Annotated in this window: 14 protein-coding genes, 1 rRNA gene and 1 pseudogene; 12 read left to right on the top strand and 4 right to left on the bottom strand. The window is 39.0% G+C overall.

From position 1 onward, the window contains the following. Nucleotides 1-118 precede the first annotated feature (118 nt). Nucleotides 119-233, top strand: a 5S ribosomal RNA gene (rrf, locus tag DNJ75_RS12845). A 254-nt stretch (nucleotides 234-487) separates the two neighbouring features. After that, nucleotides 488-682: pseudogene (locus DNJ75_RS12850) on the top strand (IS1634 family transposase); the annotation flags it as partial. Nucleotides 683-757: 75 nt separating this feature from the next. Here the strand turns inward: DNJ75_RS12850 and DNJ75_RS12855 are convergent. Beyond that, nucleotides 758-1,489 (bottom strand): outer membrane beta-barrel protein, encoded by a 732-nt coding sequence (locus DNJ75_RS12855; RefSeq protein WP_157968338.1) that lies wholly within the window; start codon nucleotides 1,487-1,489, stop codon nucleotides 758-760. 158 nt (nucleotides 1,490-1,647) lie between these two features. Between DNJ75_RS12855 and DNJ75_RS12860 the strand changes: the two genes are divergently transcribed. Beyond that, nucleotides 1,648-2,895, top strand: a complete 1,248-nt coding sequence (locus DNJ75_RS12860) for an MFS transporter (protein WP_117003860.1) — start codon at nucleotides 1,648-1,650, stop codon at nucleotides 2,893-2,895. Between the two features lie 9 nt (nucleotides 2,896-2,904). Here the strand turns inward: DNJ75_RS12860 and DNJ75_RS12865 are convergent, their stop codons facing one another. The 3 genes from DNJ75_RS12865 to DNJ75_RS12875 all read right to left on the bottom strand — a co-directional run bounded on the left by DNJ75_RS12865 (nucleotide 2,905) and on the right by DNJ75_RS12875 (nucleotide 6,544). After that, on the bottom strand, nucleotides 2,905-3,210 hold the full coding sequence (locus tag DNJ75_RS12865) for a hypothetical protein (protein ID WP_117003861.1): 306 nt from the start codon (nucleotides 3,208-3,210) through the stop codon (nucleotides 2,905-2,907). A 73-nt stretch (nucleotides 3,211-3,283) separates the two neighbouring features. Continuing rightward, entirely contained in the window at nucleotides 3,284-4,831 is a 1,548-nt protein-coding gene (locus DNJ75_RS12870) for an APC family permease (RefSeq protein ID WP_117003862.1), read from the bottom strand. Between the two features lie 186 nt (nucleotides 4,832-5,017). Then, the gene (locus tag DNJ75_RS12875; RefSeq protein WP_117003863.1) at nucleotides 5,018-6,544 is read right to left on the bottom strand and encodes an APC family permease; all 1,527 of its coding nucleotides are present in this window, start codon (nucleotides 6,542-6,544) and stop codon (nucleotides 5,018-5,020) included. A gap of 214 nt (nucleotides 6,545-6,758) precedes the next feature. Between DNJ75_RS12875 and DNJ75_RS12880 the strand changes: the two genes are divergently transcribed. The 9 genes from DNJ75_RS12880 to DNJ75_RS12920 all read left to right on the top strand — a co-directional run bounded on the left by DNJ75_RS12880 (nucleotide 6,759) and on the right by DNJ75_RS12920 (nucleotide 15,448). After that, on the top strand, nucleotides 6,759-7,190 hold the full coding sequence (locus DNJ75_RS12880; RefSeq protein WP_117003864.1) for a nuclear transport factor 2 family protein: 432 nt from the start codon (nucleotides 6,759-6,761) through the stop codon (nucleotides 7,188-7,190). 87 nt (nucleotides 7,191-7,277) lie between these two features. Beyond that, nucleotides 7,278-9,494, top strand: coding sequence for a bifunctional 23S rRNA (guanine(2069)-N(7))-methyltransferase RlmK/23S rRNA (guanine(2445)-N(2))-methyltransferase RlmL (rlmKL, locus tag DNJ75_RS12885; protein WP_117003865.1), 2,217 nt, complete (start codon nucleotides 7,278-7,280; stop codon nucleotides 9,492-9,494). Between the two features lie 72 nt (nucleotides 9,495-9,566). Beyond that, nucleotides 9,567-10,556 carry a glutaminase A gene (glsA, locus tag DNJ75_RS12890; RefSeq protein WP_117003866.1) on the top strand — a complete coding sequence of 330 codons (990 nt, stop codon included), beginning with the start codon at nucleotides 9,567-9,569 and terminating at the stop codon, nucleotides 10,554-10,556. 60 nt (nucleotides 10,557-10,616) lie between these two features. Next, nucleotides 10,617-10,937, top strand: a complete 321-nt coding sequence (locus DNJ75_RS12895) for a DUF4404 family protein (RefSeq protein WP_117003867.1) — start codon at nucleotides 10,617-10,619, stop codon at nucleotides 10,935-10,937. Between the two features lie 5 nt (nucleotides 10,938-10,942). Next, nucleotides 10,943-11,362, top strand: coding sequence for a hypothetical protein (locus tag DNJ75_RS12900; RefSeq protein ID WP_117003868.1), 420 nt, complete (start codon nucleotides 10,943-10,945; stop codon nucleotides 11,360-11,362). Continuing rightward, entirely contained in the window at nucleotides 11,334-11,810 is a 477-nt protein-coding gene (gene rimI, locus DNJ75_RS12905; RefSeq protein ID WP_117003869.1) for a ribosomal protein S18-alanine N-acetyltransferase, read from the top strand. Before DNJ75_RS12900 ends, rimI begins: the two co-directional genes overlap by 29 nt. A gap of 26 nt (nucleotides 11,811-11,836) precedes the next feature. After that, entirely contained in the window at nucleotides 11,837-12,373 is a 537-nt protein-coding gene (locus tag DNJ75_RS12910) for a DUF924 family protein (RefSeq protein WP_117003870.1), read from the top strand. Between the two features lie 298 nt (nucleotides 12,374-12,671). Further along, nucleotides 12,672-14,447, top strand: a complete 1,776-nt coding sequence (aspS, locus tag DNJ75_RS12915) for an aspartate--tRNA ligase (RefSeq protein WP_117003871.1) — start codon at nucleotides 12,672-12,674, stop codon at nucleotides 14,445-14,447. An 83-nt stretch (nucleotides 14,448-14,530) separates the two neighbouring features. Continuing rightward, nucleotides 14,531-15,448 (top strand): S49 family peptidase, encoded by a 918-nt coding sequence (locus tag DNJ75_RS12920; RefSeq protein ID WP_117003872.1) that lies wholly within the window; start codon nucleotides 14,531-14,533, stop codon nucleotides 15,446-15,448. The last annotated feature ends 674 nt before the right edge of the window (nucleotides 15,449-16,122 follow it).

The raw sequence follows: 16,122 nt of genomic DNA on the forward strand, positions 1-16,122 counted from the left end.
GACGTTGATAGGCTGGCTGTAGAAGTGCAGTAATGTATGAAGCTAACCAGTACTAATTGCCCGAGAGACTTGGTTATTACTCTATGATAGATTGTTAGAGCTTTCAGCTTGACAGTTACCTGATGAAAATAGCGACTGTGAACCACCTGATTCCATTCCGAACTCAGAAGTGAAAACAGTTAGCGTCGATGATAGTGTGGCATTCGCCATGTGAAAGTAGAACGTCATCAGGTTTTTTATTTAGAAAGGCACCTAATAGGTGCCTTTTTGCTTTGTGATATATAATTTATACCCAAGTTGGTAAATTTTTGATTATAAAGCATTCAAATCAAACTTTTTTTGCAATTTGATGCCTCTCAATCCCTTATTCCTACGTTCATTTTATGTCAAAATCACTTTTGTAGCGCCATAATATATGTATTTACTATTTCTTATGCTTGTAAACTCTGATAGAGTCAGCTTAATACAAAATATCACTGCATGATTTATGTACATGCGCAAAACAAAAACACGCACCATCGCTGATGTCACCTACTACAGCTATCGTTTAGTTGAAACGATGCGCATGACAAGCGGCAAAGTGCACCAAATTACACTCTTAAATCTAGGCAGTAGCTATACTGCCATTGATGAGTCAGAGTGGGCATTGTTGACTGATCGCGTTAAAGACTTACTTCATGGCGTTTATGCTCTTTTTGTTTCAGGCAGTAATATTTATGCCGCAACAAATGGCGGTTTATCAATATCACAGGATATTTCATCGAATTGATGGCGTACCATAAATACGTTGCTTGGCAAGTGCTTCACCCATTGGGAATTGATAGCGTAAGCCAAGACTAAATGTTTGAATAGGGAGTGGTTTAGAATTATCATTATCAATTGTCGCATTACCAAAAGTCCGCAAATAACTTGCTGATAGGCTTAAGCTTCTCGTTAATTGAACATCCATCGCTAAGCGCATAGCAGGTTGAAAGCCCGATAGTGTCCCGTCACTGGCAATGGGCGTGCTAAAACCACTTAAATTAGCTTTGTACGTTTGATTTAAAAAGGCGGCTCCTCCTGCGGCTGAAAAGCTTAAACGATTAAATGGTTGGTATTTTAAACCCAGTAATATCGGCACATACAGTGAGCGCTCAATCTTAAAGCTGCCGTGCGCGGTTGCTGGTGGTGGCAGTGTGCTCGTGGTGGTTGCACTACTATCGTATAGGGCGCTGGTAAAGCCAATGCCGAGCATAGCTTCTAATGATAGATCATAACCTAGATCAGCGCCAAGACCTGCAAGCATACTCGCGCTAAAGGCGTTGGAGCTTTCGCCGTTGTTGGCTGTTGTATGATTGGGTAGCGAGAACTGATTCCAATCAAGCGAGCTTGGGCTATTGGCATAGCCGCCGTTGACATAAACAAAGCCATAAGACAGTGTTTCATAAGCATAACTGCTTATTGAGCTTGCACATAAAGCTAAACTCAATATTGAGATTATTTTCTTCATAGAGATCTTCATTACCTTAGTTTTTCATCATCCTAGCTTAAGCTTAGCTTATAACTTTCTAAAAAGAGAGACATCTCAACATAAAAATATACTTCTTTTGCCAAAAAATGGCTGTTAATATAACGCCTTATGTCTAAAAAAGAAGAAGCAGAAAACACATGTCGATCAAAAATATCAAAGGCTATGCTTGGATTGTTATTGTTCTTAGCTCATTTTTATTATTTTATAAGTATATTGCATTGGTCTTTCCAAGTTTGATCGCCGGTGATATCAAACTGCATTTTGGTATTAACTCAGCACAAATGGGGTTTCTGTCGGCGGTTTTTTTGTATTGTGTGCTGTTTATCCAGCCGTTTGCTGGATTGCTTCTTGATCGTTTTGGCTGTCGCAATGTCAGTACGGTGTCATTGCTTATCAGTGCGTTTGGGGTCTTGCTGTTTGCAGCATCTAATCATATTGCTTTTGCCTTTATCGGGCGCTTGATGATGGGGCTAGGTGTTGCGTTTGCCACAGTGAGTTATATGAAAGCAGCAGCGACATGGTTTGATGAAAAAGGTTTCTCTGTTGCCAGTAGTTTATTATTAACCGCGGCAATGGCTGGAGCTGTTGTTGGGCAAGCGCCCTTGTCGGCTTTATTTAATAGTGTTGGTTGGCAAGAAGGTTTGTATTACTGTGCAATTATTGGCGTGGTTTTTGCAATTGTTTATTGGCTTATTGTGCGTGATGATCCTGAAGAGGGGCATGCTAATTTAGCGGAGGAGCAAGCAGCGCAAAATGAGCAAAAAAATATTTTAAAGATGATCAAAAAGGTCATCAGTTCACGCAATAATTGGTTACTTATGGCGTATTCTGGTTTGATCTTCACCACGATTGATGCCTTTGGTGGGTTGTGGGGAAATAGCTTTTTTGTTCAAAAATATGCGTTAACAACAACTCAAGCTAGTTATTTTATTTCGTGTATTTTTATCGGTATGGGGATAGGTGCGCCGATCATGGGGAAATTATCGGTTAAGATCCGCTGTGTGCCGATTATGTTTTGCTGCACACTGATTGGTTTTGTATCTTTGCTGGCTATTTTGTATTTGCATTTAAATACAACGTTATTAGTTATTGCTTGTCTTGTTTATGGCATTGTAACGAGCTCATTTATGTTGGTCTTTGTCGTTGGACGTAAGGTGAATCCTTTATGGGTGATGGCGACTGCTGTGGCATTGATCAATACCGGAGAGCCAATCTTTGGTGGCACCTTTGAAGGACTTGTTGGCATGATTTTAGATCATTTGCAACCGGATGTCTTGGGTGCAAACTATAGTGTGTCAAGCTATGAAGTGGCTTTTAGTATTTTGCCTGGAAGCATTATTTTGGCATTACTCACCTTATGTTTTGTGCGTGAGCGTAAGCACTAAAAAACGCATTTATTGATTCATGAAATCTTGTCGTTGTTGAGAGATCTCTTGCTGTGTTTGCCAAGTGCTAGGCTCATTTTGATTCTTTTGAGATATATTGTTTTGACCATTATCAATAGTAGTAACTAAACCGTATTGCGTATTATAGGTTTGGGTTTTAAAGCCGGCTTTTTGTAAAGCAATCGCTGAGCTGGTTGCAATAACGGTATTAACTGTCGCATAGGTCATCGCCTTATCAAAGTTTGCATCAGCATAACCTATACCCGTCATAATAACGGTGAGTCCTGTGATGATGGATACAATGTGTCGACGCATAAATAATCCTTGTCACTTAAGAGTAAGCTCAAGTCTAGTGACTTGATGCTCAGTTGTCTATGCGTTGGAGAAATTACTGGTGATTTCTTTGATTAACCATGGCTATATAAGCCAAAGTATAAGCAATTAAGAATGCTATTAGTGTATATAAATGACCAAATGATTTGATATCAACTAAGTGACTAAATGGCACGCTAATCGCTAAATAAAAGAAGATTGACCACGAAGAGCAAAGCGATTTCCAGATTTTACTTGCGTCATTTTTGTAGTAACTCAAGGCATAGACAATAAATAAGATAACATGCGCGATCAGTGCCAAAAGTACGGCTTTCATCGATGCTTGTACCATAAGGTAAGAGACGACTAGAAAAATCACATAACTTAAAGACAAACCAAAAGGCACTTTAAATGCGCGTTCTGCTTGAGGTTCTGATTTTCTTAAGCGTGCTAATGCCACAGGAATAGCAACGCATGAGATAAGCTGAAACACGGTGACCATAATCATGATGTTTTGCCAGTTTTTAGAGAAAAACACCATAATTACACCAATGATAAAAACGGTAATTAACGAACGTCTTGATAAATTATACTTGGCAATAATGCGATCAAAGAACGAAGGTAGTTGACCATCTTGTGACATACCAGTGATCATGCGTGAGCTTGAGCCCATATAAAGCGCTCCTGTGCCTGATGGGCTAATGGCTGAATCTGCATATAACACCCAAATCATTGCCACATTTACACCGATTAAACCAAGAAGTTGCGCCAATGGTGAGGAGAAAACTGGCAAGTTTTGCCAGCCATGCTCAAGGTATTTGGTCGGCATCGCACCGATAAAGGCAAACTGCAAAATAAGATAGACAACAAGGCAAATAAGGACACAGCCAACTAATGCTAATGGAATATTACGTTTAGGGTTTTTAAGCTCAGCGCCAAATACCGCAATAAGTCCAAACCCATAAAAAGAGTAGAAAATACCACCAGTAACCACAGTAGCAATTGCGCCACCAACCATGCTACCCATGGATTGATGAAAGCTGCTTAATGAAAAGTTTGCTGCATGAAACTCACCATGCCATCCCGCATAAGCAATGATAATTATGCCAGTTGCAAGTGGGACAATAAGTTTAAATAGCGTAATAATATTGTTCACTTTAGAAAGAAGCTGCAAACCCCAGAAATTGATTAATCCGTAGATAATAATTATTGCAACGACATAGATCTCACCCGTCAGAGATAAATTCTTGCCTGCCATAAGGCCAGGATATACACCGCTAAGATATTGAATAGTTGCAGACGCTTCAGATGGAATTACCAGAATCAGGCCCATTAAACTTGAGATGGCAACGACAAAGCCAAAATCAGTATTCTTATGTGATAGTGTGAGAATGCGTGCGAAAAAGGCGCGCTCTTTGAACATTGTTGCGGTTTCAGCCAGTAGCAGTGCTAGGATTAAGGCTAAGATTGCACCAATAATCCAAGATAAAAATGCCATTGAACCCACGGCTTTTGCCGCATTGTAAGATGCGAAAAGCCAGCCACTGCCAATAATACAACCAACGCCAATGGCGATGGCAGAAAATAAAGCTGGTGATTTTATATTATCTGTATTAACAGCCATAAGAATTCCTCCCCCAAGTGTTTACTTAAAAATACATCATGTTGATGCAATAATTTTCACAGTAAGCCACCGTCTCCCATACGATGGCTTGCCACGGTTTGACTTAAAAATGGTCATATTCTCAATAGCATAAAGCATTTATGTAACCACTTTATGTATTGTTGTGTAATTGCTTGTAAATATTTTTTAATGCTCTTCTGATTTCTGTGCAACAAGCACAAAATAAAACAGTGAGCTTAACATAAGAAATACAATATAAAACGCAGTGTAATTGGCAAAGTGCTTGTAAGTAATGGCAGCAACTAGCTCAAATACCAGGAATAAGAAAATTCCCCATGAGCCAATAATCATCTCCTTGATGAGCTTGTTGTCGTGTGTTTTTATTTTCATGCCAGCATACATTACAAAAAAGGCCAAATGCAGGATCAAAGCTACTGCCAAATTGATAATGCCTGAAATCATTAATAAGTAGCTTAAGAATAAAAAGATCACAAATGAGAATACTTGCGGAAATGGCAAATAGCTTATTGTTAATGGGTCATTTTTATTGGCTTTGAGCTTGCTGTAAGCAATTGGCAAAGCAATACATGAAATCAAAATAAACGTGGTGGTTAACGAAGCAATAAGCTGCCAGTTTCTGAAGAAAATAATTAAAATCAATGAGCAGATAAAAGTAAAAATCAAGCAAATACGCGACATGCCAATTTGTTCGTTAATTTTGCCAAAGACTTTAGGTACTTGACCATGCTTGCCCATCTCATTGAGCATACGCGTGCTCGCACCAGTATAAATAATCCCCGTGCCTGAAGGGCTAATAAAAGCATCAGCATATAGGACAACGGCTAAGGCATTTAAACCAATAAGTCCTGTCAATTGCGCTAATGGTGATTCAAAATTAAGTCCTGCCCAGCCATTATCAAGCATGTGCGGTGGTAGCGCACCGATAAAGGCAATTTGTAAGAGCAAATAGATGCCAAGCACAATGAGTACACTGCTAATTAACGCTATAGGCACATTGCGTTTAGGGTTTTTAAGCTCTGCGGTAAAACTAACCGCTGTTTGGAATCCAAAGAATGAATAAAAAATACCGCAGCTGACAATCGCACCAAATATACTGCTACTGCCAAAAGGTATAAAACTGGCATTTTGTGCGGTGAAATTACTGCTATGAAATGCAGCAAGCAGCATAAGAACAGCAGTGACGATAGGGATAATAATCTTGAGTGTCGTAATGGAGTTGTTAATCTTTGCAAAAAAATGAATACCCCAGTAATTGATCAGTGTATAAATCAACATAAACACGCCAACCACACCAACACCCGCTAAGGTTAATGAGCCATTAGCAAATATATACGGAGTCATCGGTTTATAGATAGATGCGATATACTGGGTGGTTGCCATGGCTTCAGACGGAATGACGATCAAACCTAAAAGCCAGTTTGATATGCCGGTAACAAAGCCAAAGTGTGGATTATGTGAAATACTGATTAATCGTGTAAAAAGGCCATTGACTGGATATTTTATGGCGATCTCTGCTAGTAATAATGCCATGATCAGCACGGCAAGTGCACCGATAATCCATGACAAAATTGAAGCACCACCTGCAGCTTTTGATGCATAGTATGATGCAAACAACCAACCGCTACCCATCATTGTGCCAATACTAATGGCAATTGCCGAGAACAGCCCCGGCTGATTTAGTTTCTTTTCCATACCCTCTCCCCTAGTATTTGGTTAGAACCTTTTAGATAATATTAGAAAAGTAGTTTTATAACAAGGCGTGATATGGTGTAAATTTTTTCAATACAGGATTGAGTGTGTCTGATAGAAGCAACTATTGGTCTTAATGCGTATAAAATACGAATTATGATAAAGATATAATGTGCTTTAGTTAAAACAGGATAAATCAGCATCAAAGGAGACTGTAATGAATAGAAAAACGATTACTCAAAAAAGACAAGAACATTGCTCAGATAAGAAAGAGCTATTAGTACGGATATTTAAGATCATTTTTGAAAAAGATGATTTTGATGAAGCAGATATTCATAAATACTTTCACCCTGATTATACACAGTATGTTGATGGCAAAATACTAAAATTTGATGACTTTATTGCACATATCAAAGCGCTCAAGTCAACGGTAAGTCAGGTGAAAATTCACTTTGAACATTTAATCGAAGAGGGCAATAAAGTATGTAGTGTGCATTATCCTGAAGCTAAGAAAATTAATGGCATGATCATTAAAGCGAAGGTTATTGCAATGTTTGAGTTTAAAGGTGATCAGCTAATACTCTGTGATGAGTTGACGCACTTAATAGAAGGAGATAAAGAAGATGAGGACTTAGGTTCTAGGCATTGATTTAGTAAAAATGCCTCGCAATTAAACACCGCAAAATAATTTATAAGTGGTATAATCGCCAGATTGAATTTTTAGCGATTATTTCTAATGGATATTTCACTTACTACCGAGAATGTAGAGCAAACTAGGTTATTAAGCTTTTTTGCAAGTTGCGCCAAAGGCATTGAACTGTTACTAAAAGATGAGCTGTTAGCACTAGGCGTTGATGAAGCACGCGAGAAGCTTGCGGGTGTTGAGTTTGAAGCCGATCTTGTCACTGCTTATAAGGTGTGTTTATGGTCACGCCTTGCCAATCAGGTGCATCGCAAATTGCATGTGGCTAAGTTTGACAGTGCCGATGCTTTTTATAATGAGCTCTATGGATTACCTTGGGCGAGTTTCTTTGATGTTAAACAATCAATTAAAATTGAAGTCTCTGGTAAACATCAAGTGTTTAATAACACTCAATTTGCAGCACAAAAAGCAAAGGATGCGGTGGTGGATTATTTCCGTGATCAGACGGATGAGCGCTCAAACGTTGATTTAGAGCATCCAGATATTGTCATCAATATCCATTTGCAAAAAGGCATGGCATTTATTTATTTGTCATTGACAGGGCAAAGCTTACATCGTCGAGGCTATCGCTTAGCGCAAGGTGAGGCACCATTAAAAGAGACTTTAGCAGCCGCACTACTTGTCAAAAGTGGCTGGTTAGATGAGCTTAAAAAAGATCAAGTTAACTTTATCGATCCGATGTGTGGTTCAGGGACGATCTTAATTGAAGCGGCGATGATGGCATATGATATTGCGCCAAATCTTACGCGTGATACGTTTTGTTTTATGCATTGGCGTGATTTTGATTATGCAGCATGGCAGGCGCTAAAATCAGAAGCGTTAATGCGCAAAAATATGGGCAAAGAGAAAAGCAATATAACTCTAATTGGCTATGACGATGATATGCGCGTATTGGACAAAGCACGCCAGAATATAGCAAGTGCCGATCTTGTTGGTGCAATTGAAGTGTTTGTGCAGGATGTCAGAGATTTAAGTAATGATGCGCACGAAAAAACAGGTTTTATCTTGACCAATCCGCCCTATGGTGAGCGTTTGTACCATGGTCGACCGGAAAAATTGCGTGGATTATTTAGCGGATTTGGCAAGGCATTAATACGTGATTTCAGTGGTTGGAAGGTGTCAATATTCAGTGCGGCAAGTGAATCGGTGAGAGCGCTTGGCTTAAGAGCGATGAAAGTTAATAAGTTCTTCAATGGTGCGCTTGAGACGATGCTTTATCAATTTGAAGTGTCTGACCAGTGGGTGATGCAGCATGAATCTGCGACACAGAAATTAACGCGTCAAGCTAAGAATGCAGTTTTGCAAGATGATGGACATTTGGCATTTAAAAATCGTTTATTAAAGAATTATCAACAAATCCAAAAATGGGCGCAGCAGCAGGAGCTTGAGTGTTATCGTATCTATGATGCGGACTTGCCTGAATACGCGGTGGCAATTGATCTTTATAATACCCATGTGCATGTACAAGAGTATCAAATGGGTAAAACAGTTGATGAAAAACTTGCACAAAAGCGTCTGTTGCAAGCAGTTTATCACATTGCTGAAGTGTTAGAGGTTAGATATGAACATATTCATTTAAAAACACGCCAGCGACAAAAGGGTGATAGTCAATATCAAAGGCAGGCAATAACCGATAAGTTCCATGTAGTTAAAGAACATGATGCTTTGTTTTATGTGAATTTTGACGATTATTTAGATACTGGTCTTTTTTTAGATCACCGTAAAATGCGTCAAATTGTGGCAAAAGCCGCTCAAGGCAAAACGTTATTAAACCTGTTTTCTTATACATGCTCGGCAAGTGTGCATGCGGCATTGATGGGCGCTCAAGTTGTTAGTGTTGATATGTCAAAGACCTATCTAGATTGGGGCAAACGCAATTTTCACTTAAATAAATTAAATATTGATCAGCATGTATTTATTCAGACGGATTGCTTTACGTGGCTTAAAGAAGCCGTTAAAGCGCGTAAGCAATTTGATGTGATTTTTCTAGATCCTCCCACATTTTCTAACTCTAAGCGTATGCAAAATGTCTTGGATGTGCAGCGTGATCATGTTGAATTAATTGAGCTTGCAATGGGACTTTTAACAAGAAAAGGCGTGTTATATTTCTCTAATAACTATCGCAAGTTTAAATTTGATGAAGGGCTTCAGGCAAAGTATGATTGCCAAAACATTGATGATAAATGTTTGTCACGCGATTTTCTCAGAAGACCAACAATTCACCATTGTTGGCAGATTTCAGCTAAATAAGCGCTATCAAATAGCAAATGATAGGTATAAAATAAGCCGTATTTTCAAAGGTTAAAATATAAAATTACAATAATGATTTCTGACGAAAAATTTCAAGAGTTCTGTGCTTATCTAAGCGATATTCATGCTAACTTGAAGTCTGATCAACAAGGCAAAGTAGCAAGCTATATTCCTGAGCTTAAAAAAGTAGACCCCAATCAGTTTGCCATCTCTGTGTGCACAGTGGATGGTAGAAAATTTAGCATTGGTGATTATAAGTCACGCTTTTGTATGCAATCGATGGTGAAACCTGTGCTATATGCGCTGGCACTAGAAGAAAATGGATTAAGTCATGTGCATAAGCATATCGGGCGTGAGCCAAGTGGCAAAAACTTCAATGAGTTAACATTAAACGATGAGGGCTTGCCGCATAATCCAATGATTAATGCCGGAGCGATTATGTCGTGCTCGATGATCAAACGTAAATCCAATCCCGCGGATCGCTTTAATCATATTATGCAAGCGCTTTATAAGTTGGCAGATAGTCAGAAAATTACGTTCAATAATGCCGTATATAACTCAGAAAAAGAAACAGCAGATCGCAATTATGCCTTGGGTTATTTTATGCGTGAGCATCAAGCTTTCCCGAAAAATACCGATTTGCATCGTACGCTTAATTTATATTTTCAGGCGTGTTCGATTGAACTTAATAGTGAGATTTTAGCAACAATTGCGGCAAGCTTTGCCAACTCTGGAAGTTGTGCTGTTAACAAGCAAGAAGTCTTTAAACCAGAAACTGTTAAAAACTGTTTGTCGTTGATGTACTCATGTGGCATGTATGATTACTCAGGTGAGTGGGCGTTCTCGATTGGACTGCCTGCCAAAAGTGGCGTATCTGGCGGGATTTATGTCGTTGTTCCTGATTTGATGGGGATTGCGATTTACTCACCGCGCTTGGATAAACATGGCAACTCTTTTAAAGCAATCGAAGTATGTAAGCGTCTTGTTGAACGTTATAGTATTCATAATTACGACAGTATTTTGCGCTGTCAAAATAAAATTAATTTATTCCCAGTAAGTTAATTGTCAAACAAGCGCTTAACACCTAGAATAAAATCAAACAAAAGGCGCTAGGAGCAAGCTATGCCACAAGATACAATCGCTAAAATCAAAGAAATTCTTAAAACATCAGATAAATTAAACTTTGACGATACTGAGCATTTATCCGAGTTGTTAGATCAGTTACAAATTGAACTTAAATCTTTACCTGAGAGCGAAAAAGCACAAGCACTTGAAATTGCTAACTTGACGAAACAAAAAGTGGAAATGAGTAAGCTGCAAGATCCTAAAGAAGCAGATTTTAGTGATCTTGAACAGGCGATCATTGAGTATGAGGTAAGTCATCCAAGGCTGACACATACCGTGCGCTCTATTTGTAATCTATTATCGAGCATTGGGATTTAATTTGCATGACCGAAAATGAGCGCCAAAATGCGATTTTACAGCATTTAGCCATTACGCGTTGGTATGCTAAAGATAATCCTGCCCATAAAGAAGAGCTATCAGTAGACGAGACACATATTATTGCGAATAAGCTGAGCGTGATTATATCCACCTTGGAACAACAGGATCGTGTTAAAGCGCTTATAAATGCGATGTTTACACAGTTCTCAGTATGTTTTATTGAAAAAGATCAAGCGCAAGCAGAAAAAAATATAGCCTCAAGTGCGATAATTCTCTATGATGAAAACTTGACTTTAAAAACCTTGTTAGATCAAAGTTTGCATGATAGGTGTTATGCGCTTAAGCTTAATGAACTCAATCGTGCCGAGGTAAAAAAACAAACTATGATGAATCTTTATGCAGTATCAGATTTTGCCATTAGGTGAAAACCATTTACCACAGATGATGGATATTGAACGTGAGGTATTTGAATACCCATGGTCAGCGTCACAAATGAAAGATAGTATCTTGTCTGCGCATACAGAGACATGGGGTTTATTTGATCTTAATCATCAATTGATCGCTTTTGCGGTTATCTCAGTGATTTTTGATGAGGCAGAAATTCTTAATTTTTCAGTGGCAAAATCATATCAACATCAAGGTTTTGGGCAAAAGCTATTGGCCTATTTGATGAATCATTTGTCTTACAAGCAGATTGAGAAGTTATTTTTAGAAGTGAGAATTACCAATATCCCTGCAATTAGCATCTATAGAAAATATGGCTTTGAAGAAATTTCAATTCGTAAGAATTATTATCGCGTTGGTGATAAGCATGAGGATGCACTGGTGTTGCAAGCAACGTTACAAATCCAGCACTCAACGCATTATTTTTAAAACGCATAAACTTAAGAGAGCATTGTATGCACTATCAAGAGGTTTTAGACTTTTGGTTTAAAGAGCTAACAGCAAAAGATTGGTTTGCAAAGAGTGATGCATTGGATCAAAGCATTAAAGATCGATTTTTGGCAGTTCACAAAGCAGCATCTTGTGGCGAGTTGTTTGCATGGCGCGAAACAGCACGGGGGCGCTTAGCAGAGATTATTGTTCTCGATCAGTTTTCGAGAAATATTTTTAGAAATACAAAAGAAGCTTTTGCCTATGATTCATTGGCGTTGGTCTTAGCACAAGAGTTAGTGCTGTTGAAGCTAGATCAAACATTAAGTGATAGTGAGCGTTCATTTGCTTATTTGCCTTATATGCATAGTGAATCAAAAATCATTCATCAGCAGGCGTTAGTGCTTTATACTGCATTGGGCAATAGCGGAAGCTTAGAGTTCGAGATAGCGCACAAGACAATTATTGATCGGTTTGGACGTTACCCACATCGCAATGCGCAACTAGGGCGAATCTCGAGTGATGAGGAAGAAGCATTTCTGCTTGAGCATGTCGGCTTTTAATTTAGTTCAATACGTTAGGCGAAGACTAAATATTCACCCACAAGTGCTCACCGTACCCTGAGCATAAGTCAAAGGGTAAACTTAGGAAGATTACACTTTACAGAGGCTTCGACTTACGCTCAGCCAACGTTTACGCAATCAAAATGGGCGGGAATATGATCGTAGCTATACGTTAAAACATAAATTTGCAAAACTCCCAGTCTCAAGAATTGTTATCTGTCACATATTTGTATATGCTTATCGGTCGATATGTCTTTTAAAATTTAGTATTTATGGTTTAAGGGTAAAAGGATAAAAAATGCGTAGTCATTATAGTTCAGAAGTAAATGAGTCTCTGGTTGATAAAACCGTTGAAATATGTGGATGGGTGCACCGTCGTCGTGATCATGGTGGTGTTATTTTCTTAGATATCCGTGATCGTACAGGTCTTGTGCAATTGGTCTATGAACCAGAAAATGCGAGTGTTTTTGAACAAGCGAATCATGTGCGTCATGAGTATGTGATTAAAGCTAAAGGTCTTGTTAAACTGCGTCCTCTTGGTCAGGAAAATAATAACTTAGCCAGTGGTAAGATTGAAATTATTGGGCAAAGTTTAGAGCTTATTAATCGTGCTAAAACCATTCCTTTTCAATTAGATGAGCATCAGCATGTCGGTGAAGATGTGCGTTTGAAATATCGTTATATCGATCTAAGACGACCTGAGATTCAAAATCGTTTGATCCAGCGTGCGCGTATTTCACAGTTTGTCCGTCACTACCTAAATGAGCATGGATTTTTGGATATTGAAACGCCGTTTTTAACTAAGGCAACGCCTGAGGGTGCGCGTGATTACTTAGTGCCAAGTAGGAATCATCATGGTAAGTTTTATGCGTTACCGCAATCACCACAATTGTTTAAACAGCTATTGATGGTATCTGGTTTTGATCGTTATTATCAGATCGTTAAATGTTTTCGTGATGAAGATTTGCGTGCAGATAGACAGCCTGAATTTACTCAGATTGATATTGAGGCGTCATTTATCGATGAAAATACATTAATGAATTTAATGGAAGATATGGTTCGTCGTTTATTTAAACAAACGGCAGATGCGGATTTCCCATTGCAATTTCCGGTGATAAGTTATGCTGAAGCGATGACTAAATATGGCTCCGATAAGCCGGATTTACGTATTCCATTACACTTCATTGATGTGAAAAACATTATGCAAAATGAAGAATTTAAAGTGTTCTCAGCACCTGCCAATGATGAAAAATCACGTGTCATTGCGATGCGTTTAGCTAATGGCAATGCACTCTTGACACGTAAAATGCTTGATGATTATACCAAGTTTGTCGGTATTTATGGTGCTAAAGGCCTGGCGTATATCAAGGTCAATGAGATGGCGAAAGGCAAAGAAGGGCTACAATCACCCATTGTCAAAAATCTCTCAGATGAAGCATTGACAAAAGTGCTTGAAGTAACAGAGGCCAAAGATGGTGATATTATTTTCTTTGGTGCGGGTAGAGCAAATATCATCAATGATTCAATGGGCGCGTTACGCGTTAAAATTGGTGAAGATCTTAAGCTACATACCAAAGCATGGGCCCCATTATGGGTCGTTGATTTTCCGATGTTTGAAGAGGCAGATGGCAGGCTTTATGCATTACATCATCCGTTTACTGCGCCAAAAGTGGATAATGTCGATGAGCTTAAAGCGCATCCTGAAAAAGCACTATCTCGCGCTTATGATATGGTGATCAATGGCTATGAAGTTGGGGGTGGCTCGATCCGTATCCATGATCAGCAAATGCAGCAAACGGTATTTGAGCTATTAGGAATTAACGAAGAAGAAGCCAAAGAGAAGTTTAGCTTCTTACTAGATGCTTTACAGTATGGTGCACCAATTCATGGCGGAATTGCATTTGGCTTAGATCGTCTAACAATGTTGATTACCCACACGACCAATATTCGTGACGTGATTGCTTTTCCTAAGACACAAACAGCGAGTTGCTTGATGACCGAGGCACCTGCTGAGGTTTCAAATGAGCAGTTACAAGAGCTTGCGATTAAAACAGTTATTACTGAGAAAGCATAAACTAAGCTGTATTTTTTTATCAAATCATCTACCATTAAACCTATGATTATTTTTATCTCTCTTTAAACAAATAAGGAAATATTATGTCTGAACATTTACAGCGTATTGCTGATGCCTACATTCTTGAGCAACGTCGCGCGCGGCGCTGGCGTATATTCTGGCGCTTTTGTTGGTTAGTCGTTGCGATTATCATTATTGGACTTTTGATTAAAAGCTTTAGCAGTAAACCGGTGAATAATGAAAATCATATTGCCTTAGTCAAGGTCGATGGGGTGATTGCCGATGATAGCAATGCCAATGCCACACGCATCAATGATAGTTTGGATGCGGCCTTTAAAAATAAAAATACTAAAGCGGTGATTGTACAGATCAATAGCCCCGGCGGCTCACCAGTGCAATCGGATGATGTTTATGAGCATATGCGTTATTTGCAAAACAAATATCCTAAAACGCCATTATATGCGGTGTGCGTCGATGTTTGCGCGTCAGGTGGCTATTATATTGCGTCAGGTGCTAAAGATATTTATGCCAATAAAATGACAATTACTGGTTCGATTGGTGTCAGAGCTGGTGGCTTTGGTTTTGTTGATTTATTAAAGAAAATTGGTGTTGAACGCAGATTATACACTGCAGGCAAAGACAAAGGTTTTTTAGATCCATTTGAACCACAAAGTGCCTCACAAGTATCAGAAATGGAAGCAATGCTCACTGAAACGCATCAAGTATTTATCGATGCGGTTAAAGTAGGGCGAGGCGATCGACTTGACAAAAAACAAGAAGATAAAATATTCTCAGGCATGCCATTTTCGGGTGTACAAGCTAAGAAATATGGCTTGATTGATGGGTTTGCGTCAGTTGATAGTTTGCAACGTGAGAAATTTAATGATATGAGGGTGGTTAATTTCACTAAACCATTGAGTGTGTTTGATCAGATTAGTCAAAAGCTAGGCACTGAAGTAATGTATCAAGCAGCTCAAACCAGTGGTTTGAAGTTGCAATAGGTCGGATTTTAACTCCCCTTCGCCCGTTGAGCTTTCGCTCAACAGAGACCACCGATTGGTTCTCCCCCTGTTAAACGCTTCTATTGCAACAGACTATGATCAGAGGGAAAGGAATAAGTCGATCAAATAGCCTGTTGCAAAAAGTATACTCACCATTAATTAGGTTGCGATGAGTGTTAGATAGGTTAATGCAGTTAATTATAGCGGCAGTGTATAGGTAAGATTTAATCCTGCAGTGTAGTAGGCAATGGCTTTATTGATTTTACCATTATTGTCAGAGATCTTATCTAAATCAGCTGCTGATTTACCAAAGGTATAATCAAATGAAGCGGTTAGCCCAAGACCATTTTGCCATTGATAGCCAGCAAGAAGTCCAGCTTTTGGCGCAAAATTCCACTTGCTTGATAGTTCAACTTCGCTAAATGAACCTGATTTTCTGAATTTTAGCTTTTGTGCTTCAGCACCGGCTTCAGCCCCGACGAGCCAACCTGAGTTAAAGAAACCTCAGTTCGGAATTACGGTTCATAAAACACTCAATCTTTTCTGGCCCACAATAGAGATAGGATCGATAACCCATGCAGCAAGGCATGCCATCAAATGTGTGCATGCATTTACAGGTGAGCGATGCCTTGTATGCCACAACATTAAACTATTTTTCAAATGATCAAATAGAG

The sequence above is a fragment of the Cysteiniphilum litorale genome (genome assembly GCF_003428165.1).
Classification (GTDB): domain Bacteria; phylum Pseudomonadota; class Gammaproteobacteria; order Francisellales; family Francisellaceae; genus Caedibacter; species Caedibacter litoralis.